Origin of the sequence: Streptomyces sp. SLBN-8D4, assembly GCF_049739545.1 — a bacterium.
GTDB lineage: Bacteria > Actinomycetota > Actinomycetes > Streptomycetales > Streptomycetaceae > Streptomyces > Streptomyces canus_C.
This window is the reverse complement of record NZ_JBMGQC010000001.1, coordinates 9521184-9541113: the sequence shown is the minus strand read 5'-3', so window position 1 is coordinate 9541113 and position 19930 is coordinate 9521184. Positions and strand designations below refer to the sequence as shown.

At 70.1% G+C, this 19930-nt stretch carries 19 protein-coding genes and 1 pseudogene; 11 read left to right on the top strand and 9 right to left on the bottom strand.

From position 1 onward, the window contains the following. Positions 1-46: 46 nt before the first annotated feature. Complete coding sequence (locus RKD20_RS43300) at positions 47-1501, top strand: APC family permease (RefSeq protein WP_424882517.1); 1455 nt, start codon at positions 47-49, stop codon at positions 1499-1501. Positions 1502-1575: 74 nt separating this feature from the next. Here RKD20_RS43300 and RKD20_RS43295 read toward each other — a convergent pair whose 3' ends face one another. The 5 genes from RKD20_RS43295 to RKD20_RS43275 form a co-directional block, all read right to left on the bottom strand. Beyond that, complete coding sequence (locus RKD20_RS43295) at positions 1576-3345, bottom strand: RICIN domain-containing protein (protein ID WP_424882516.1); 1770 nt, start codon at positions 3343-3345, stop codon at positions 1576-1578. Between the two features lie 177 nt (positions 3346-3522). Further along, positions 3523-4344 carry a carbohydrate ABC transporter permease gene (locus RKD20_RS43290; RefSeq protein ID WP_424882515.1) on the bottom strand — a complete coding sequence of 274 codons (822 nt, stop codon included), beginning with the start codon at positions 4342-4344 and terminating at the stop codon, positions 3523-3525. Next, positions 4341-5324: a carbohydrate ABC transporter permease gene (locus RKD20_RS43285; protein ID WP_424882514.1), complete on the bottom strand. Its 984-nt coding sequence runs from the start codon at positions 5322-5324 to the stop codon at positions 4341-4343. The genes RKD20_RS43290 and RKD20_RS43285 overlap by 4 nt, the downstream gene beginning before the upstream one ends. A 118-nt stretch (positions 5325-5442) precedes the next feature. Next, positions 5443-6696, bottom strand: a complete 1254-nt coding sequence (locus RKD20_RS43280; RefSeq protein ID WP_424882513.1) for a sugar ABC transporter substrate-binding protein — start codon at positions 6694-6696, stop codon at positions 5443-5445. A gap of 103 nt (positions 6697-6799) precedes the next feature. Further along, on the bottom strand, positions 6800-8785 hold the full coding sequence (locus tag RKD20_RS43275) for a glycoside hydrolase family 127 protein (protein ID WP_424882512.1): 1986 nt from the start codon (positions 8783-8785) through the stop codon (positions 6800-6802). A gap of 262 nt (positions 8786-9047) precedes the next feature. Here RKD20_RS43275 and RKD20_RS43270 point away from each other — a divergent pair, with 262 nt between their 5' ends. Beyond that, on the top strand, positions 9048-10067 hold the full coding sequence (locus RKD20_RS43270) for a LacI family DNA-binding transcriptional regulator (protein WP_424882511.1): 1020 nt from the start codon (positions 9048-9050) through the stop codon (positions 10065-10067). 143 nt (positions 10068-10210) lie between these two features. On the opposite strand, the gene RKD20_RS43265 is transcribed toward RKD20_RS43270, so the two are convergent. Together RKD20_RS43265 and RKD20_RS43260 are read right to left on the bottom strand one after the other, a co-directional pair. Beyond that, on the bottom strand, positions 10211-11071 hold the full coding sequence (locus RKD20_RS43265) for an oxygenase MpaB family protein (protein WP_424882510.1): 861 nt from the start codon (positions 11069-11071) through the stop codon (positions 10211-10213). A 194-nt stretch (positions 11072-11265) separates the two neighbouring features. Next, on the bottom strand, positions 11266-11415 hold the full coding sequence (locus tag RKD20_RS43260; RefSeq protein ID WP_424882509.1) for a hypothetical protein: 150 nt from the start codon (positions 11413-11415) through the stop codon (positions 11266-11268). Positions 11416-12349: 934 nt separating this feature from the next. Between RKD20_RS43260 and RKD20_RS43255 the strand changes: the two genes are divergently transcribed. Further along, complete coding sequence (locus RKD20_RS43255; protein WP_424883460.1) at positions 12350-12823, top strand: hypothetical protein; 474 nt, start codon at positions 12350-12352, stop codon at positions 12821-12823. Between the two features lie 80 nt (positions 12824-12903). On the opposite strand, the gene RKD20_RS43250 is transcribed toward RKD20_RS43255, so the two are convergent. After that, entirely contained in the window at positions 12904-13668 is a 765-nt protein-coding gene (locus RKD20_RS43250) for an alpha/beta fold hydrolase (protein ID WP_424882508.1), read from the bottom strand. Between the two features lie 62 nt (positions 13669-13730). Between RKD20_RS43250 and RKD20_RS43245 the strand changes: the two genes are divergently transcribed. From RKD20_RS43245 to RKD20_RS43225, 5 genes are all read left to right on the top strand, one after another. After that, entirely contained in the window at positions 13731-14150 is a 420-nt protein-coding gene (locus RKD20_RS43245) for a MarR family winged helix-turn-helix transcriptional regulator (protein ID WP_424882507.1), read from the top strand. Between the two features lie 84 nt (positions 14151-14234). After that, the gene (locus tag RKD20_RS43240) at positions 14235-14726 is read left to right on the top strand and encodes a DUF2975 domain-containing protein (RefSeq protein ID WP_424882506.1); all 492 of its coding nucleotides are present in this window, start codon (positions 14235-14237) and stop codon (positions 14724-14726) included. Further along, positions 14726-14992, top strand: a complete 267-nt coding sequence (locus RKD20_RS43235) for a helix-turn-helix domain-containing protein (protein ID WP_424882505.1) — start codon at positions 14726-14728, stop codon at positions 14990-14992. Before RKD20_RS43240 ends, RKD20_RS43235 begins: the two co-directional genes overlap by 1 nt. A 71-nt stretch (positions 14993-15063) precedes the next feature. Next, the gene (add, locus tag RKD20_RS43230) at positions 15064-16074 is read left to right on the top strand and encodes an adenosine deaminase (protein ID WP_424882504.1); all 1011 of its coding nucleotides are present in this window, start codon (positions 15064-15066) and stop codon (positions 16072-16074) included. Positions 16075-16297: 223 nt separating this feature from the next. Next, positions 16298-16876, top strand: coding sequence for a hypothetical protein (locus RKD20_RS43225; RefSeq protein ID WP_424882503.1), 579 nt, complete (start codon positions 16298-16300; stop codon positions 16874-16876). A gap of 106 nt (positions 16877-16982) precedes the next feature. Here RKD20_RS43225 and RKD20_RS43220 read toward each other — a convergent pair whose 3' ends face one another. Next, positions 16983-17753 carry a polysaccharide deacetylase family protein gene (locus RKD20_RS43220; RefSeq protein WP_424883459.1) on the bottom strand — a complete coding sequence of 257 codons (771 nt, stop codon included), beginning with the start codon at positions 17751-17753 and terminating at the stop codon, positions 16983-16985. Positions 17754-18076: 323 nt separating this feature from the next. On the opposite strand from RKD20_RS43220, the pseudogene RKD20_RS43215 reads away from it, so the two are divergent. The 3 genes and pseudogenes from RKD20_RS43215 (at position 18077) to RKD20_RS43205 (ending at position 19904) form a co-directional block, all read left to right on the top strand. After that, positions 18077-18746 (top strand): annotated as a pseudogene (locus RKD20_RS43215) (DUF4097 family beta strand repeat-containing protein). An 11-nt stretch (positions 18747-18757) separates the two neighbouring features. After that, positions 18758-19333 carry a hypothetical protein gene (locus RKD20_RS43210; protein WP_424882502.1) on the top strand — a complete coding sequence of 192 codons (576 nt, stop codon included), beginning with the start codon at positions 18758-18760 and terminating at the stop codon, positions 19331-19333. A gap of 52 nt (positions 19334-19385) precedes the next feature. After that, positions 19386-19904 carry a GIY-YIG nuclease family protein gene (locus RKD20_RS43205; protein ID WP_424882501.1) on the top strand — a complete coding sequence of 173 codons (519 nt, stop codon included), beginning with the start codon at positions 19386-19388 and terminating at the stop codon, positions 19902-19904. Positions 19905-19930: the final 26 nt, after the last annotated feature.

The following is a 19930-nucleotide window of genomic DNA, read 5'->3' as shown; positions in this document are numbered from 1 at the left end:
CACGCCGCATCTCACTCCCTCGCGCCTCACCACTCCAGGAGCCCTCATGTCCGGTAGCCCGCCGCCCAGCGGTGGTTTCGTCCGCCGCGTCGGCCTGTTCCAGGCCACGGCCATCAACATGAGCCAGATGTGCGGCATCGGCCCGTTCGTCACCATCCCGCTGATGGTCGCCGCGTTCGGCGGACCGCAGGCGGTGCTCGGATTCGTCGCGGGCGCGATCCTCGCACTGGCCGACGGGCTGGTGTGGGCCGAACTGGGCGCGGCGATGCCCGGCTCCGGCGGCAGTTACGTCTATCTGCGCCAGGCCTTCCAGTACCGCACCGGCCGCCTGATGCCGTTCCTGTTCGTCTGGACGGCGATGCTCTTCATCCCGCTGATCATGTCGACGGGCGTGGTCGGCTTCGTCCAGTACCTGGGCTATCTCGCCCCCGACCTGGGACAGACCTCGGGCGACCTGGTCGGCCTCGGCGTCATCGTCCTGGTCGTGGTGCTGCTGTGGCGGGGCATCGAGCACATCGCGCGCATCACCGCCGTGATGTGGGCGGTCATGATCGTCTCGGTGCTGCTGGTCATCCTGGCCGCGGCGACCGACTTCAGCGCCCATCTCGCCTTCACCTACCCGGCGCACGCTTTCGACCTGGGCAGCAACACGTTCTGGATCGGCTTCGCGGGCGGCCTGACCATCGGCATCTACGACTACCTCGGCTACAACACCACGGCCTACATGGGCGCCGAGATCAAGGACCCGGGCCGCACTCTGCCCCGCTCGATCATCTTCTCCATCCTCGGCATCATGACGATCTACCTGCTGTTGCAGATCGGGACGCTGGGCGTGATCGACTGGCACCGGATGACGGACGCCAAGGACATCGCCTCCACCTCGGTGGCCTCGGCGGTGCTGGAGGAGACCTGGGGCAAGGGCGCCGCCGACACCGTCACCGTCCTCATCCTGATCACGGCCTTCGCGTCGGTCTTCACCGGCCTGCTCGGCGGCTCGCGCGTGCCCTACGACGCGGCGCGCGACCGGGTCTTCTTCCGCCCCTACGCCCGACTGCACCCCAAGCACCGCTTCCCGACCCTCGGCCTCGCGACGATGGGCGTGATCACCGCGATCGGGTTCCTGATCGGCCGCCACACCGACCTGGCGACCCTGATCCAGCTCCTCACGACCGTGATGGTCATCGTCCAGGCACTGGCCCAGATCGTGGCGCTGAGCGTGCTGCGCAGGCGCCGGCCGACGCTGAAGCGGCCGTACCGGATGTGGCTCTACCCGGTGCCGAGCGTCATCGCCTTCGTCGGCTGGTGCGTGATCTACGGCTACGCGGACAAGAACTCGCCGGGCCGCCACCCCATCGAGTGGTCGCTGGCGTGGCTGGCCCTCGGCTGCGTGGCGTACGTCCTGTGGGCACGCTTCGAGAAGGTGTGGCCCTTCGGCCCGAAGGAGATCACGGAGGACTACCCGACGCAGGAGACGACACAAGCGGAGCCTGCGGGCACGTGAACGCGGGCACCCGCCCCGTGACCGCTTCGGCCCCGCGCCGGCCGGATCGTCGGCCTGCGCGGGGCCTGCGAGTGTCAGCGGGCGGTCAGCCTCCACAGGTGGTCGGAGGTGCCGTTGTCGGTCCACTGCAGGACCTGCGCGCCGGAGGACGTACTCATCTGGTCCACCCCGAGCAGGCGTCCGCTGTTGTAGTTGGCGATCTTGTAATAGCCGTCCCGGGCCGGGATGACCTGCCAGAGATGGTCGGCGGTGCCGTTGTCGCCCCAGATCAGGGCGGTGCCGCCGTCCGCGGTGCCCGCGTTGGTGATGCCGAGCAGCAGCCCGCTCTTCTGGTTGACGATCTTGTAGAGGCCCGAACCGGCGGACACGAGGGTCCAGTTCTGGTCAGTACCCGTGGTCGACGTGGCCTGGACGACCGAAGTGCCCTGGGCGGTGCCCGCGTTCAGGGTGTCCAGCGCGAGTCCGCTGTTCCTGTTGGTGATCTGGTAGCGCCCGGCCAGCGAGGTGTTGGTTCCGCTCGGGGTGATCACCAGGTGGTAGCCGTCGGTGGCGTTCATCGTGACCGGCACGGTGACGGAGCCGTTGCTGACGCTGTAGTCGGCGTCGGAGATGGTGACCGGGCCGGAGGAGGCCGTGGTGCGGCCGGTGCCGGGGCTGTACTCCAGCTTCACGTGGACGGTGCTGCCGAAGGCGGACAGGGAGTTCAGGCCGTTGACCGTCACGGCACAGGAGCCGGCACAGCCGCCGGCGAGGACGCTGATCTGGTTGCCCGAGCCGTTGCGCGAGGCGAGGCCGTCGATGCCGGTCTGGGCGGGGGGCGTGGTGGTCAGCATGGAGCCGGACATGTCGCCGTACCACTTGTACGTCCAGTACGAGCCGTTGGGCGATCCGCCGGTGTCGGTCAGCGTGTCGCCGAGGGTGCCGTAGTGGTTCCAGAAGGCGAGTTCCGCGTCCCGGACGCCGGTCCGCTCGAACTTGGCGGCGTAACCGATGAGGGCGCCGGAGTTGCCCATCTCGGAGGGTGTGCCGTACTCCTCGATGTCGATCGGCCGCGGGCTGATGCCGAGGCTCGACTCCAGCGCGCGGTACGCGGAGACGTGGGCGGCGATGTTCTGGCTGCCCTGGAGCTCGTGCCAGGCGATGACGTCCGGCACGGTGCCGGAGGCCTTCGCGTCGGTGAGGAAGGAGCTCATCGAGGACTGGTTCCACCCCGAGTAGCTCGGGCCCTGGATCGGCGTCGTGGCGTCCTTGGCGCGGACCTCCTTGAACGTGCGTGCCCAACCGGCGTTGAAGGCGCCCGCGTTGGTGGTGTCCCAGGTCCAGTCGGGTTCGTTCCACAGCGCGTAGGCGCTGATGTTGGTTGCGCCGGAGGCCTTCACGGAGGCCACCTGCTTGTCGACGGCGGACAGCCAGTCGCTCCAGCTCACCCACTTGTAGGGGAAGTTCGGGTACCAGTCCGGCATCCGTACGACGACCTTGGCGCCCGCGCGGGCCGCCTTCGCCGCCACCACGAGGGAGTCACCCGCGGGAGCGGGCTCCCCGTTGGGCAGCTGGCTGCCGCCGGGTGCCATCTGGATGAAGGTGTTCGGCTTCAGCGCGGTGACCAGGCTGTCGGCCGGTGTGCTGTTGTCGGCGAGGCCGTAGAGGCTGCCGGTGCCGACGTGGGTGACGGACCGCAGGGTCTGCGCGGCGTTGACCACCAGGGTGGTGGAGGAGGTGGGGACGGCGTGGGCGGATCCGCCCGCCAGGACGACGGCGCCGGCGGCGAGGGCGGTGGCCAGCGCGGCGGCGGTGGTACGGCCGAGCGGGACTCTGTGGCGGTGACGGGAGCTCAGGTACGACATCAGCGGCTCTCCTGAGGACGGACTGGAGGGGGACATACCGGTGGCGCGGTGCGCCGGGGGGCGGTTCGGGACCGTCGGACAAGTGGGGCGGGGACGACAACCCCCGTGACGGGTGGCGGGGCAGGGCGGGGCTCGGCTCCGCCCGGCCGGTGGGCCGGGAGCGGCGGGCAATGTGTGTCAGTCCTTGACCGCGCCCGCGGTCACACCGGCGGCCACATAGCGCTGGGCGAGGACGAGCAGCACCGCGGCCGGCAGCGACGCGACGACGGCGGTGGCCATGATCGCGTTCCATTCCTGGTTGTTGTTGCCGATGTAGTGGTAGATGCCGAGGGTGATCGGGCGCAGGTCACCGCCGCCGTCGAGGGTGTTGGCGAAGACGAAGTCGGACCAGGCCCACAGGAAGCTGAACAGCGAGACCGTGACGAGCGCGTTGCGGCTGACCGGGAGCACGACGGACCGGAAGGTGCGGAAGGTTCCGGCCCCGTCGATGCGGGCCGCGGCGATCAGCTCACCGGGGATGCCCGACATGAACGCCGTGAAGATCATGACGCCGAACGGCACCGCGATGGTGGAGTCGGCGATGATCAGGCCCCACCAGGAGTTCAGCAGCCCGAGGTCGAGGAAGATGCCGTAGAAACCCATCGCCATGACGATGCCGGGGATCATCTGGGCGACCAGCAGGGCGAGGCCGAGGAAACCCCCGCCCGGGGGACGGAGTTTGGCCAGCGCGAACCCGGCGGGGGCGGCGAGCACCAGGGTGAGGGCGACCGTGCCGACGCCGATGAGCAGGCTGGTGCCGAGGTAGGGCATCTGGTCGTTCAGGACGGCGCGGTAGCCCTCGAAGGTGGGGTGCAGGGGCAGCAGGTCGGGCGGGCTCTTGCGCATGTCCTGCTGCGGGGTCAGGGACACGTTCAGCATCCAGTAGACCGGGAACAGCATCACGGCGGTCAGCAGGAGGCCGATGACGGTGTAACGGCGCTTTCCCGTAGGGGACTTCATGCTTCCTGCCTCCTCTGGACACGGATGTAGAGCAGTCCGAAGACGAGGGCGATGAGGATGAGGATGTTGCCGACGGCGGCCCCGGGACCGAACTTCGGGAGCAGGGAGCCGAAGCCGAGCTGGTAGGACCAGGTCGCCAGGGTGGAGGAGGCATCGCTGGGGCCGCCCTTGGTCATGATCCAGATCAGGTCGAAGACCTTGAGGGTGTAGACGAGACCCAGCAGCAGCGTGATCGCGGAGACCGGGCGCAGCAGTGGGAAGGTGATCCGCCGGAACTGCTGCCAGGCACCCGCCCCGTCCAGGGAGGCCGCCTCGTAGAGCTCACCGGGGATGTTCTGCAACCCGCTGTAGAGGATGACCAGGTTGAAGGGGATGCCGATCCAGATGTTGGCGATGATGACCGAGGTCAGGGCCCAGTGCGGGGAGTTGAGCCAGTCGACCGGTGCCACGCCCACCGTGTGGAGGGCGTAGTTGAGGACGCCGGACTCGCTGTTGAGCATCCACGACCAGGTCGACGCCGACACGATCAGCGGCAGCAGCCAGGGGATCAGGAACAGCGCCCTGAGGGTGGCGGCCAGCCGGAAGTGCCGGTTGAAGAAGACCGCGAGGGCGAGCCCGGCGGCGTACTGGAACACGATCGACACAAAGGTGAAGATCATGGTGTGGCGCATCGCCGGACCGAAGGTGGGATCCTCCAGGACGGTCCTGAGGTTGTCCAGCCCGGAGAACGGCGCGTCGCCCGCGACGAACGACCGGACAGTGTAGTCGCGCAGGCTCAGGTCGAGGTTGCGGTACAGGGGATAGACGTAGAACGCGGCCAAGTAGAGGGCCAGCGGTGCGAGGAACGCCAGTGCGGTCAGCCGGCTCCGGCGGCGGCGGTGGCGCCGTAGGGCCGGACCGTCCGCCGGGGCGGCGGTGCCGGCTTCCCGGGGCCTGGCCGGGGACCGCGGGGCGCGGCGGTCGACGCGGGCGATGGTCATGCGGACTCCTGGAGGGGGTGGCCCGCCCGGGACCGGCGGCGGTGCCCGGGCGGTTGCGAGTGCCGTGCGGCGGACGGGGGCGGGTCCCCCGGAAGGTGCCGCGAGGGGCGTCGAGCGGTCAGCTCCCGCCCTTGTCCGCGGCCTTCTGCGCGGTGTCGAGAGCGGCCTGCGGGCTCTGGCCACCGGACAGGGCGCTCTGCACGGCGGTCCACATCGGCTGCGAGATCGTGGGGTACTTGGTGCCCAGACCGCCGCTCGTGCGACCCCGTGCCGCGGCCACCGCGTCGACCCACGGCTTCAGTTCGGGGTTCGCCTTGACCTGCTCGGTCTGCACCGCCGCGGTGGGGGCGACGTAGGCCAGGGTGGTGTCCGTGGCCAGCAGGTTGGCGGAGCTGGTCAGGCAGGTGACGATCTTCTTGGTGGCGTCGTACCGTCCGCTGTCCTTCTGGACCGGGACGGTGACGAACTCGCCGCCGGTCGGCACCGGCGCCGCTCCCCCGCTCTGGCCGGGGATGCTGATCACGCCGTACTCGAAGCCCGCCTTGTCGGCGTTGCCGAGCTGCCAGGTGCCGTTCTCGCCGAACGCGTAGTCGCCGGTGGCGAACTCCTGCCAGCTGGTGGTCTGGGTGTTCTGCAGGACGTCCTTGGGAGCCAGTCCGTCGTCCACCCACCCCTTCCACAGGGACAGCGCGGCCACGCCCTTCGCCGAATCGAGCTCGGTCAGGTCACCGCCGGCGCCCCAGAACCACGGCAGGAACTGGAAGCTGCCCTCTTCCGTGTTGATCGCGGAGAAGGTGATGCCCTTCTTGCCGGCCGCCTTGACCTTCTTCAGGGCGGCCGTGAGGGAGTTCCAGTCCTTGACCGAGGCCGGGTCGACGCCCGCGGCGGTGAGGACCTTCTTGTTGTAGTAGAGCGCGAGGGTGTTGGCGCCGATCGGAACACCGTAGGAGGCGCCGTCGATCTCGCCCGCGCCGAGGATGTTCTTCTGGATCGGCTTGGTGTCAAGGCCGAGATCGCTGGTCTTGTTGAGGATGCCCGCCTCCACCAGCGTGGAGACGACCGGGTTGTCCACCAGCATCACGTCGGGGGCGTTCCCCTGCTGGGCGGCGAGCAGGGCCTTGTTGCCCAGGTCGGTGGTGTCCATGGCGGTGCGCTTGACCTTGACCCCGGCGTCGGTGCCGCACTTGCTGACGAGCTTGCCCCACGCCGACGAGCCGTCGAACTGCGGGTACGGGTCCCAGAAGGTGTACGTCCCGCCGGCGCCGCCGGTCCCGGAGGCGGAGGAGTCGGAACCGCCTCCGCAGGCGGCCACGGAGGTGAGCGCGCCGACGGTGGCGACGGCGCATATCAGGGTGCGACGGGTGTTTCTCACGGCGACCTCGTTGTCTTGGGACGGCTCATCGGGAGGGGCGGGGGCGCGGGGGGATGTGGGGCGTGCGGAAAGCCCCTGGAGGGCCTTCGGGTGTCGGTCGGGCTCAGTGGGTGGGCAGCCAGACCCGCATGCTGCCGTCCTGGCGGTTGGCCCACGCGTAGTAGGGGACGGCGGTGAGTTCGACCTGAGCGGGCTCCGTCGCGGGGGCCTGGGCGTCGGCGGGGGCATACGGCCACCAGCCGGTCTCGGCACGGGGGCGGCGGTGTCCGGCGGCCGTCACGGTGGTCACGCCGCCCAGCAGGTCGGTGCGGTGCGTGTCGGCGAGCGGGCCGCCGGGGTCCAGGACGATGTCGTCGAGGCCGCCACCGGGGTGGTCGACCCCCTCCAGGCAGTACACGAGCGGCCCGCGCTCGATGGCGACACAGCCGCGTACGGCGTCCACCCGGGGGTCGGCGGCGGTGAGCCGGGGGGCCAGCGAGAGTTCGAGGACGACCCGGTCGCCCGGGGCCCAGGTCCGCTCCAGGCGCAGCCAGCCGTCGGTGACGGGCGCGTCCGTCTCGTCGTACGCCGTGTCCGCGCACCGGACCCGGTAGGTGCCGCACCACTGGGGGATGCGCAGCGAGAGGGTCCAGGGCCGGTCGGCCGGGGTCTCCTCGACCGTGAGGGCGATCGTGCCCTGCCAGGGGTAGTCGGTCTCGGCGCTCACCGCGACCGGGGTGCCGTCGAGGTCGCCGGCGTAGCGGCCGGTGACGTACTGGTGGATCTGCAAACCGCCGCCGTCACTGGAGGCGAGGTAGTGCTCCAGGGAGGCCAGCAGCCGCATCGCGTTCGGAGGGCAGCAGGCACAGCGGAACCAGCGGGTGCGGCGGGCCGACTGGTCGCCGCCGGGGTCGGTGTGGCCGTCGCGGACCTGGAGCGGGTTGACGTACAGCCAGCGCTCGCCGTCCAGCGACACCCCGGCCAGGAAGCCGTTGAACAGGGTGCGTTCGATCAGGTCGGAGTAGCGGGTCTCGCCGGTGAGCAGGGCCATGCGCCAGCTCCACTGGATCGAGGCGATGGCGGCACAGGTCTCGCAGTAGGCACGCTCGTTGGGCAGCTCGTACGGGTCGCCGAAGTCCTCCTCGTCGTGGTGGGCGCCGAGGCCCCCCGTGAGGTGGGTCTTGGCGGCGGTCATCGCGGCCCACAGCCGCTCCGTGGCGGCGCGCAGTTCCGCGTCCCCGTTCTCCGTCGCCAGATCGGTCGCGGCCGCCAGCAGGTACAACTGGCGTACGGCGTGCCCCTCGACGTCGGTCGCCTCGCGCAGCGGGACACGGTCCTGGCAGTAAGCCTCGCCGCCCAGCAGTCCGTGGCCGAAGCGGTCGACGAAGTAGCCGGCGAGATCCAGGTACCGGCGCTCCCCCGTCTCCCGGTACAGCTCGACCAGGGCGGTCTCGACCTCGGGGTGACCGTCTACGCCGTCGAGCGGCTTGCCGCTCCCGGGCGGGCCGAAGACCGAGTCGATGTGATCGGCGAACTTCACCGCCACGTCGAGCAGTTCACGGCGTCCGGTGGCCCTGTGGTGGGCGACGGCGGCCTGGATGAGGTGGCCCGCGCAGTACAGCTCGTGGCTCCAGCGCAGGTTTTGGTAGCGCTCGCCGCCCTTGAGGAGCTGGAACCAGGTGTTCAGGTAGCCGTCGGGCTGCTGGGCGACGGCGACGAGGGAGACGATCCGCTCGACCTCGGCCGCGAGCGGGCCGTCCTCTTCGGGAGCCCGCCGGGCCAGCTGCCAGGACGCGGCCTCCAGCCACTTGTAGACGTCGGAGTCCACGAACGGGTAGCCGCCCTGGAACTCGCCCTGCGCGAGCCCTGCCACCACCCGCAGGTTGTTCAGGTTTCCCGCGGACTCCAGCAGTTCGGGGCCCTGAGGGATGGACGTCTGCCCGTTCACCCGACGCCGGGTGCTCCAGAAGCCGCCCCGCACCTCGACGGCGGCGGGGGCGAGCGCGGCCTTGGCGTCCTGGCCAGGACGGACCGGGCCCACGGGAGCGCCCGGTTGTCCGGACGGGGCCGGGGACTCGGAGGAGGGCACGGCGGAACGAGGGTCGGGCATGACTCTCCGAACAGTTGGATGGGGAGCGGGCCGGGGATCGCGGTGCGCTTTCGGTGCCACGGTGTCCGCTGCGTCGGGCAGGCGGTGGCCCGCCTCGCGAACCCGCTTGGGAAAACGTTTTCCTGCCGGAAAAGTAGAGAGTTGGTGCGCACGAGTCAAGAGGTACGACCGAGTATCTCTTTGTTCCCTGGCAGGACTGGCCCGTGCTCGGGAAGGGTGCCAGAATGCACAGCGCCGACCCCCTCCAGGAAAAGGATTGCGCGTGACCGCTGTTCCGGGTTCCCCCTCCGCCGGCCGGGCAAAGCTCGCCGATGTGGCCAGGCTGGCCGGCGTCAGCGTCGGAACGGCCTCGAAGGCACTCACCGGCAACGGCAGGATGCGGCCCGAGACGCGGCAACGGGTCCTGGCCGCCGTGGAGGAGCTCGACTTCCGCCCCAACCAGCACGCGCAGAGCCTGCACACGGGCCGCAGCTGGACCGTCGGACTGATGACGACCGACGGCATCGGCCGCTTCAGCACCCCCGTCCTCCTCGGTGCCGAGGACGCGCTCGGCGCCGGGAAGATCTCGGTGCTGCTGTGCGACACCCGCGGGGACGCCATCCGCGAGCAGCATCACCTGCGCAACCTCATGGACCGGCGGGTGGACGGCATCATCGTCACCGGCCGCCGCACCGACCCGAGGCCGCCCCTGAAGGGCATCGAGCCGATCCCGACGGTCTACGCACTCTCGCCCTCCACGGACCCGGACGACATATCCGTGATCTCGGACGACCGCAGCGGAGCACAGCTTGCCGTCGAGCATCTGCTGGCGACCGGACGCACCCGGATCGCACACGTCACCGGCCCGGCACACCACGCGGCCGCCCAGGACCGCGCCCGCCACACCGTCGAGCTGCTGAAGCAGTCCTCCCTCGAACTCGCCACCGGGCGCGTCCACTTCGGCGAGTGGAGCGAGGCGTGGGGGCGGCGCGCGGCAGAGGCGGTCCTGCGCATGGCCCCGGACACGGACGCCTTCTTCTGCGGCAACGACCAGATCGCCAGGGGCGTCGCCGACACCTTGCGCGAGAACGGGCTGGACGTGCCGGGCAAGGTCGCGATCGTGGGCTACGACAACTGGGACATCATGGCCCTGGCCTGCCGGCCCCCGCTCACCACGATCGACACGGACCTCTCCGAGGTCGGCCGCCAGGCCGCCCTGCGACTGCTCGAAGCCATCGGGGCCCGGCCGGAGCCCGGGCGGCACACGGTCCCCTGCCGTCTTGTGGTGCGCGAGTCGTCCTGACGGGCTTGAGAAACCCTTTTTCTCGCACAGAGCGCGGTCGGCGCCGACTGATCGACGCCGGCTGATCGACGCCGGCTGATCGGCGCCGGCTGATCGGCGCTGGATGGTCGGCGCTTAGTACCGCCGTCGGCCGCCTCCGGGCATCACTCCGCCGTCCGGGAACGCGCCCCCGACGTCATGGCCCAGCGGATGGTGTGCGTCAGCAGGAGACCCGAGGGCTGGACGGCGAGACCCTCCACGACAGGGATCCGAGGCAGCCGCAGCACGCTCCGCGCCCACGACGGAAGCAGGGCGACCGCGTTTGCCGCCAGGACGCCGTAGAAGGGCCGCACGGCAATCGGCACGGGTGGGTGCAGCAGCAGGAACCGGGCGGCGGCCCAGGCGGCGGGGGTGGCCCGCAGTTCCGGCCGGTACGAGTCCAGACACCTGGCCAGGGCCTGGCGATCGCGGGGCGGATCGACCACCCCCAGTGCCTCGGCCACGCGCGCGGTGTCGGCCACGTAGGCGTCGTACCCCGCCGCGTCGAGGGGCCGGGCCCCGTAGCGCTCGTGCGCGCGCAGGAAGCTGTCGGTCTCCGACGCGTGGACCCAGGCCAGCAGGTGTGGGTCCGAGGCGTGGTACGCGAGTCCTTCGGCCGTCCTCCCCCGCACCCGCTCGTGAATACTCCGCACCCGCGCGACGGCGTCCTCGGCGTCGGAAGCGGTGCCGTAGGTCGTGACGGCCAGGAAGGTGCTGGTGCGCTGCAACCGTCCCCAGGGATCACCGCGAAACCCGGAGTGCGCGGACACCGCGGCCATGGCGAGCGGATGCAGGGACTGCAGGAGGAGAGCGCTCAGCCCGCCGATGAACATCGACGCGTCACCGTGAACGGTGCGGATGGGACGCTCGGGACCGAACCACCGGGGGCCTGGCGTGTCGTGGATGCGGGCACGCTTGGCGGGCCCGTCCGGACCGGCGACTCGCCGGAACACGGCCCTGCCCAGCCGATCACGAAGGTCGGTCATCTGCGACGCGCCTCCTTCCCCGGTCCGGGTGCGCACGTCTGGTCACCCTTCTTCGTCGGCGGCCGTGCGGACGGATGCAAGGAACCGTCCGCATGTTCCCTACGGCCGCCACCGAGCGGCCCGCACAGCGCTCGCGGGGACTGCATGGACCGCTCGGACCGCTCGGAAACCTGGAGGCCTCACCTCTGCCCGATTCAGCGGCTCCGTCCCCGGAGCTTGCCGAGCAGCTGGCGCGCCTGCTCCCGGCGTCGCGGGTCGGCCGAGGCACGGCGCACCTGCTCGGCGGCCCGTCGTCCCTGCGGGCTCCTGCTGAACCGCTTGATCTTCTCCAACATGCCAGGCATGAGGGTCCTCCCCAGAACGTCGACGACAACTCCGTACGGCACGGTCTTCGTACAGACGCGGTTACCCAGGGCACGCGGTCCCACCCCTGAGAGGCGGGATGTCAGGTGTCGTGTGCACCGGTTTCGCTTCCTTCGGGCGTCGGCACGGTCGCCTGTCGCGGGGACGTGGACCTCTGCCGTACTGGCGGCCCTTCCGGGCAGTACTCACCGTATGAAACCCCCACCGCGTTTCCCGTTGGCCGCGACAACCCTTGACGCACCGGACGCCCAGACGGAACCGCTCTTCGAACGCCCGCAGTGGCCGTCCCGCGGGTCCGGGCAGCGGATGATGATGCATCTGGACTTCGAGGTGAACGACCTGTCATCGGCTGTCGATCACGCCCTTGCTGCCTCTTCGTGCGTACGGGACCGACGGGCTGATCTGTGCCCAGTGGGGTCGTGTCGGTGGACGCCGCGAGCGCGGGCGGGCCCAGAGTCATCCCCTTGTCCGCGACTCCGGGACTCGGCTCGGATCAGCTCCCCCGCCTTGGCCAGTGCGGCAAACCTCCGGGGCACGTAACTCTCGTCTCCAGCTGGTGAGTTCCGGTTCCGTGGCCGCGAACCGGTCCTGCTCCAGAGCCGCCCCGGGTGGCGGGCAGCAGCCGATGATCGCGTCCCCACTCGGTGTCGGCCGTGGCCGCGCGGATCCCGCCGCCCGGCCGCCCCTGCGCGTGGCGGTTCCCCGCTGCCTGGCCTCCTGCGGGGTGGCGAAGGAGAAGCCGCGGTTCGTCATGCAGGTACGCCGAGCGCCGACCGGTGGGCCGGCTGGGCAAGGGCCCGCAGCACGGCGTTGGGCCTCGCCTCGCCGCCCGCCCGACGGCCGTAGCGAACAAGGCACTTGGCCATGAGCACAGTGGGCATGGCATGTCAGTGGCGCCAAGTAGCCTCGGGCGGCATGGGAATTCAGGTAGAGGTCGTGGTGGATTACCCGGTCGAAGACGAGATGGAGAGGGTGCTCGGACTGGCCGCAGCGGTCGACGAACCCGTCACGGTCACGTTCATATGGGAGAGGCGTGACGAGGCGGAGCGCGCCGTGCTGGTGCCCGCGGCCACACTCGCGCTCTGGGAGCATTGGGCTCCCGCCGCCTACCGGACGAGTGACGCTGGACAGGGGAACCGGGTGGAAACAGCGGAGCCGGATCTGGCCCACCCGGAGGAATTCGGCCCGTTCACGCTCTTTCGCCGTCGCGTGGGTGGGCGCACTGCCGTCGCTCGCGGCGGCGTGGTGGTCGCCGAGCTCTTGGACCCCGACGAGGCGCACTGGCTCCAGGAGCAGGCCCGCAATGTCCGTCAAGGCTTCATGGATCCGAAGCAGAAGGCGGCGTTCGAGGAGTTCCTGGCCCGGCAGGAGTCCCTCGAACAGCAGTGACCCACAGACTCACGCTTCGGTGACAGAGGTGCGGGCCCGGACTGGATTGCTCACTGCTGACGCGACGTGCTGCTCGGCCCTCACAGGTGCGCGTCGATGAGTGCGAAGGTGGCGTCCGGCTGCTCGATCTGCGGAAGGTGACCGGCCTGGGGGATGACCTCGAACCGGCCGTTGCCGAACGCCTCGGCGTACGCGGCGCCGTACGCGGGAGTGACGACACGGTCGCTCTCACCCCAGAGCAGGAGCGTGGGCACCTGAATCCGTCCCAGCCGGGACAGCAGCGTGGGGTTGTGCATGTAGGGGTCGCCGGCAAGGACGCGCATGGTGGCCATGTTGGCCTGTCTGCGCGCGAGTTCCTCGGCAGGAATGTCGGCCGGATCGAGGTAGTAGCGCTCCGGGTCGTGCCAGGAGTGCTCCGCGACACCGCGGGCGTCCAGGGCGAAGAAGTCGGTGATCGGTTCGGTCTCGACCTGTACGCCTACGGCGTCGATCAGGACAAGGCCGGTGATGCTTCCGGCACTGTCGCGCAGGGCCATTTCGGCGGCCACCCAGCCTCCGAGGGAGGAGCCGACGACGAGAACGTCACTGAGTCGGCGTTCGCGCAGAAAGTTCAGGTAGACGAGGGCGAGGTCGTCCACGCCGGTGAGCCCTGCGGGGCGGTGGGTGCCGTCCCAGCCGGGGTGCACCGGCGTGATCGTGTGTGCGGTGCGGGAGAGGTGCTGGGCGAGACCGGCGACGGTGGCGGGACCTCCGCCGCCGTGCAGGATCAGGACGGGCCTGCCCGCTCCGGCCTCGGACAGGGTGAGGGACAGGTCGGGGTACATGGCTGACGTGTTGGTGGACATGCGCCCCACTGTAACTAAACATCTTTATATAAGCTAGCTTGGTCATGGCGTAGACTCCTCGCATGCACGGTGAGCTGCAAGAACTCGGCAGAGCGGTCAAGCAGGCCCAGTACCGACAGCACAGGGCCCTCGACAGCGCCCTCCAAGCCATCGGCACGACACTGGCCCAGTGGGATGCCCTGCGCGCCGTCAGCCGCTCCCCCGGAGCATCCGCCCGCGAGCTGGCCGCGGCGACCTTCCAGACCGAGCAGGCCTTCGGAACGCTCGCCGGCCGCCTCACCGCCCAGGACCTCGTGGAACGCCGACCAGGACACGGCCGACGCATCGAACACCACCTCACGGCCGCCGGCGAGCAGGTCCTGGCGGCCGGCCACAAGGTGGCCGACAGGGTGCTCGCCGACTGCTTCTCCGCCCTGCCCGACGCGGACCGTGCCACCCTGCTCGACCTGCTGCGGCGCCTCAACACGGCACGGGAGACCTGACGAGAGACCTCCCGGCCCGCGAGCCCTTGCTCAACCTATCGTTATTCGATAGATTTCCATCGCAACTCGATGGAAGGGTGGGTCATGGGAAGGCTGGCTGTCGGTGCGCTGCGTGCCGTACTCCTGGTGGTGCTCGTCGGCACCGTGCTCGTACAGGCGTTGATGGTGTGGACGCTGATCGGCGGGAAGGACCCGGAGGACGGGTCGCTCCCGCTCACCGCCCTGCGGGTGATCACGATCCTGGGCATGGTGTCGGTCCAGGTCGCGGTGGTGTGCGTCGGTCGCCTGGTGACGATGGTGCGACGCGGAACCGTGTTCTCCCACGCCGCCTTCCGGTACGTGGACGGCGTGATCGGCGCGATCGTGGCGGCCGCCCTCGTGTGGTTCGCGGTCACCATCGTCAACGCGCCGGGCCAGCGGGACGATCCCGGCGTCACCGTCATCATGGGCGGCGTCGGCGTGGCCATCCTGGGGGTCGCGCTCATCGTGTACGTGCTGCGGATGCTGCTCGCCCAGGCCGTCGCGCGCGATGCCGAGGCCTCGCAGCTTCAGGCCGAACTGGCCGAGGTGATCTGATGCCGATCGCCGTCGACATCGACGTGATGCTGGCCAAGCGGAAGATGTCCGTGGGCGAACTCGCGGACCGCGTCGGGATCACGCCCGCCAACCTGGCGGTCCTCAAGAACGGCCGCGCCAAGGCGGTACGTTTCGCGACGCTCGCCGCACTCTGCGAGGTACTCGAATGCCAGCCGGGCGACCTGCTGCGCTGGGAGGCCGAGAACACCGCGGACGCCGACGTGTCCGACAACGGACGGGAAACGCCTGTCGGCACCGGCGCGTGACGCGGCACACGGACCGCGCGGGCGTCGATCGCCGATCATCCGCTTCCCCGTCCGGCCGTAGGGTGACGCACATGCGTAACCTGGCCCACCTGCCGAAGGCCCATCTTCATCTCCACCTCGAAGGTGCGATGCGTCCCGCCACGTTCAGGGAACTCCGGGACGAGGAAGGCCAACAGCAGTCCCCGCCAGATGGGTTCACGTCCTTCGAGGACTTCACGTCCCTGTATCGCGCCGCCGCGCGACTGGTGCGCGAGGGCCCGCGCCAGAACCTGCTGCGGCTGGTGCGCGAGGTGGTCGAGGACGCCGCCGCAGACGGGGCGGTCTGGGTCGAGCCGCACGTCAACCCTTTGACCTACGTGGACGATCCGGTCGCCGCGCTCGACCTGCTGGACGTGGTGATCGACGAGGGGCGCAGCGCCGCCGCCCGGCTGGGGATCGGGTTCGGCGTTCTGATGTTCGCCCGGCGCAACGGGGATCCCGCGCAGGCTGTCGAGGCGGCCCGCCTCGCGGCCCTTCGAGCGGACGACGGCGTGGTCTCCTTCGGTCTGGCCGGCGACGAGGCCCACTATCCCCCCGGGCCGTTCGCCGAGGCATTCGCCATCGCCCGTGAAGCCGGGCTGATTTCCGCTCCGCACGCCGGTGAACTCGCCGGTCCGGCCAGTGTGCGCTCCGCACTGGATGTGCTCGGAGCGCGACGAATCGCCCACGGCGTACGAGCCGTTGAGGACCCGGCCCTCCTCGCCCGCCTGGCGGCGGAAGGTGTTGTCCTGGACGTGTGTCCCACCTCCAACGTCGCCCTCGGCGTCGTGGAATCCCTGTCCGTCCACCCCCTCCCGCTTCTCCTGCGAGCCGGTGTGCGATGCACGCTGAACGCCGACGACCCGCTGCTGTTCGGCGCCGGCCTGCTGGACGAGTACGAAACCGCCCGCACGACCCTGGCGCTCACGGACGCCCAACTCGCCGAGATGGCCCACGTCTCGATCGAAGCCTCCGGCGCCCCGCGCGCAGTGGTGGAGGAGGCGGTCACACGCATCGACGACTGGCTGGGCAGCCCCGTCCGAGCAACAGCATGCCGGACATGACAGAGATGACAGCTCACCCTCTACGGGTCACTGCGGTCACCACTGCCGGGTGAGACCGGGGGCGCAGGCGGACGTACCTCTCCGGGCGCACGGCGATCATCGGTGTGCGCCGCGCGAGGGAGCGATACGTCAGCTTGGCGGGCGATGTGAGGCACCGTCAGCCCGCGGGACTCTGGGACAGCGCCCGCGGGGTACGGGCGTCGTCCCAGAGGAAGGACCAGCGATGAGCCGCAATGCGTCAGCCTCCACCCGCATCCGTGTCGCCGCAGGCGTCGCCGCCCTGATCACCGTCGCGTGCACCGCCTCCGCGACCGCCATCGACCGCTCGCCCGGAGCCGACTCCCCCGCCGAGCCGCGGGAAGCCGCGGCCCTGACGGGGTCCGCCAAGCTCTCCCGGACACTCGGAGACGACATCACCTTCACCTTTGACGCGCATCTCGCCGCCGAGCACCGGATGGACCCGGCCAAGGCCACCGGGACGTTCCGCTTCAGCCACTACCTCGACGGCGAGGGCGCCTGGGCCAAGGGGAGGATCGACTGCCTGGTGACCGGCGGGAAGGTCGCGGTCGCCACCGGTGTCATCACCGGCAGCGACCTGCCGGGAGCGAAGGGCAAGCGGGTGGGCTTCACCGTGCACGACGTGGGCCGGCGCGACCGGTTGGGCTACAGCTGGGCGTCCGTGGGCAACCCCGTGGAGACCAAGGACCTGCCCAAGTGCGTGAGTTCAGCGCCGTTCGAGCGTGTGAAGAACGGCACCGGCGACTTCCGGGTCCTGCCCTGGGAACCGGACTTCGTCGAGTAGGGCGCGGGCGCGTGCCGGGTGCCCTGCCGACAACCTTGCGGACTGCGGCTTACCGGCTTGCGGCTTGCGGCTTGCGGCTTGCGTTGAACGTCCCCGACCGTCGGGGTCAGCGCACCGGGAAGCCGAAGGAGTAGCCCTGCTCCTTGAGCCAGGGCAGGACCCGGCGCAGGGCCTCGACGGTCTGGGAACGGTCGCCGCCCGCGTCGTGGAAGAGAACGGTCGGGCCGCCCGGCAGTTCCCGTTCGACCGTGGCGACGATGGCGTCCGTACCCGGCCGCTCGAAGTCCTTGGAGTCCACGTTCCAGCCCAGCGGACGCATGCCCCGGGAAGCGGCGAGCTTTCGGCTGTAGGGGGTGAACGCGCCGCCGGGAGCCCGGTAGTACATCGGCCGTACGCCACCGGACGCCTGGGTGATCATGCGTTCGGCATCGAGGATCTGCTGCGACTGATAGGCCTCGGACTTCTTGTCCATGGTGGTGTCGTGGGACACCGAGTGGTCGCACAGCCGGTGCCCGGCGGCCACCACCTGCTTCACCAGGTCCGGGTGGGCCTGCGCCTGCGTCCCCACCATGCAGAACGTGGCCTTGACTCCGTACTCCCGCAGTACGTCCAGCACTTGGGGCGTCCATACGGGGTCGGGTCCGTCGTCGATCGTGATGTTGACGCCGTGGGCCCCCTTGTCGGAAGCGTGCACGATGGTCACCGCGACCGGCTTCACCGCACTGCCCGGCGCGGCCGGGGCGTTCGCCTTGGGCGACGTGCCGCCGACGGCGTCGGCCTGTGCGGTCCACACGGAGGCGCCGGCGGCGAGCAACGTCACCCCGAGCGCCGCCCCGAGCACCTTGCTGTTCCAGCCCCGCCCGCCGTGCCGTGCCATGTCCGCCCCGCTTTCACGCAGTTGCTCGTCGTTTCCCAGCCACTCAGTGACCACCCGACAAGACGAGCGACGGCGGCTGCGGGATGCGTCCGTTACCGATCAAGAACAATTCCGGGGAAGTTCGCGGACAACCGTTAGCGTTCACTTCTCACCTATTGCAACGAACGGGCAACTGACGTTGCGTTGCTTTCTGATTCGTTGCAATGAAATTGCAGGTTCTAGCTGCAGTGATGGGCATATTGCGCAACGAGTCTGTTGCTGGAATCGTGAATGCAACGTAGCTTTTCGTTCATCGGAAACAGCGACGAACGCAGGAGCACCTGATGCAGAAGTTCGACACCCCCGCCCCCGTCACCACCGTCATCGACCTCCCCGCCGGCCGCGTCCAGGTCATCGCCGCCGACCGCGCCGACACCACCGTCGAGATCCGGCCCGCCGACCCCGCCAGGAACCGCGACACCAAGGCCGCCGAGCAGATCGAGGCCACCCACGGCGACGACGGCGTCCTGCGGATCACCGCCCCGGCCGCCAAGAACCAGTACTTCGGGCCCTCCGGATCCGTCGAGATCACCATCCAGCTCCCCACCGGCTCACACGTCGAAGCCACAGCGGCCGCCACCGAGTTCCGGGCCGTCGGACGCCTCGGGGACCTCGTCCTCGAAGGCGCCCACGGCCCCGTCAAGATCGACGAGGCCGCGAGCATCCGCCTCACCGCCGCCGACAGCGACATCACCGTCGGACGCCTCACCGGACCCGCCGAGATCAGCACCCAGCGCGGCGACATCACCATCGACGAAGCCGCCACCGGCTCGCTCGTGCTGAGCACACAGAAAGGGCGACATCACCCTCGCCACCGCCGCCTCCGCCGCCCTGGACGCCGGCACCTCCCACGGCCGCGTCCACAACTCCCTCAAGAACACCGAGGGTTCCGACGCCGCCCTGACCATCCACGCCACCACCACCCACGGCGACATCACCGCCCGCAGCCTGTGAAAGGAACCCTGATGCCGTCGCCGCTCATACAGAAGCCCCAGACGGCAACCCCGGCCGCCCTGAACCCCGTCGTCTCCTTCCTACGGTTCGTCGTCCTGGGAGGCGGCGTCGGGGTTCTCTCCGGCCTCGCGGTGCCGCTGCTGGCCATGACCCTGCCCTGGGCCGTCACGAACGCGCTGGTCACCGCCGTCTCCACCCTGCTGTGCACCGAACTCCACGCCCGCTTCACCTTCGGCACCGGGCGCCGCGCCGGATGGCGGGAGCACTGGCAGTCCGCCGGCTCGGCGACCGCCGCCTACCTCGCCACCACCGCTGCCGTGTACGTCCTTCACCTGGTCCGGCCCGCCCCCGGCATCCTGAGCGAACAGATCGTCTACCTGAGCGCCTCCGCCCTCGCAGGGCTGGGCCGCTTCGCCCTCCTGCGCCTCTACGTCTTCGCCATCGCCGTAGAAGGCACCACCCTGAACACCTACGCATTGCGTGTGTCGACGGCTGGCGCGTCGGCACACGGGGGCGGTGTCACACCCGCGTGGGACCGTGGAGGTTTGGACGAACGGCGCGTGGTCGACGCCCGGCTGCCGGCCTGAAAGAACCGGCGATGCCGGCCACCGCGCTTCCTGAGCCGAGAAAGGCCGCGTCATGACCGACATCGACACGCAGTTCCTGCGCAGCCTGTTCGACGAGGAAGGCAGTCTGCACACCGCCGGCCGCACCGCCCTGTACCGGCTCCACGGCGTCGAAGGCCTGCTGTACGTCGGCATCTCCACGTGTCCGCTCACACGCATCCGCACCCACCTGCAGCAGCAGTCCTGGGGGCCCCACGTCATCGGCGTACAGATCGACTATCCCGACGACGCGCACGCGGCCGAACGCGAAGCCGTCCACACCGAACGGCCCCTGCACAACGTCGTCTTCAACGGGCAAGCCCCTCCCCCACCACCCGACCGGGCAGCCCGGCTCAGGGCCGAACTCGCCGCGCAGCAACGCCGACTGGAAGAACTCCAGGCCACCGTACCGCAGTCCGCCACCCACCTGCGCCTCGTCCTCCGCGGCATCACCGCGGCACAGACGAAGATCGCCAAGCTCACCAGGGGCGCCGAAGAGGCCGAGGCCGCACAGGACCCGTCCGGACGACGGGCCGGACGGGCCGGGCCGTAAGAGACAGAACGATCGGAGACATCACC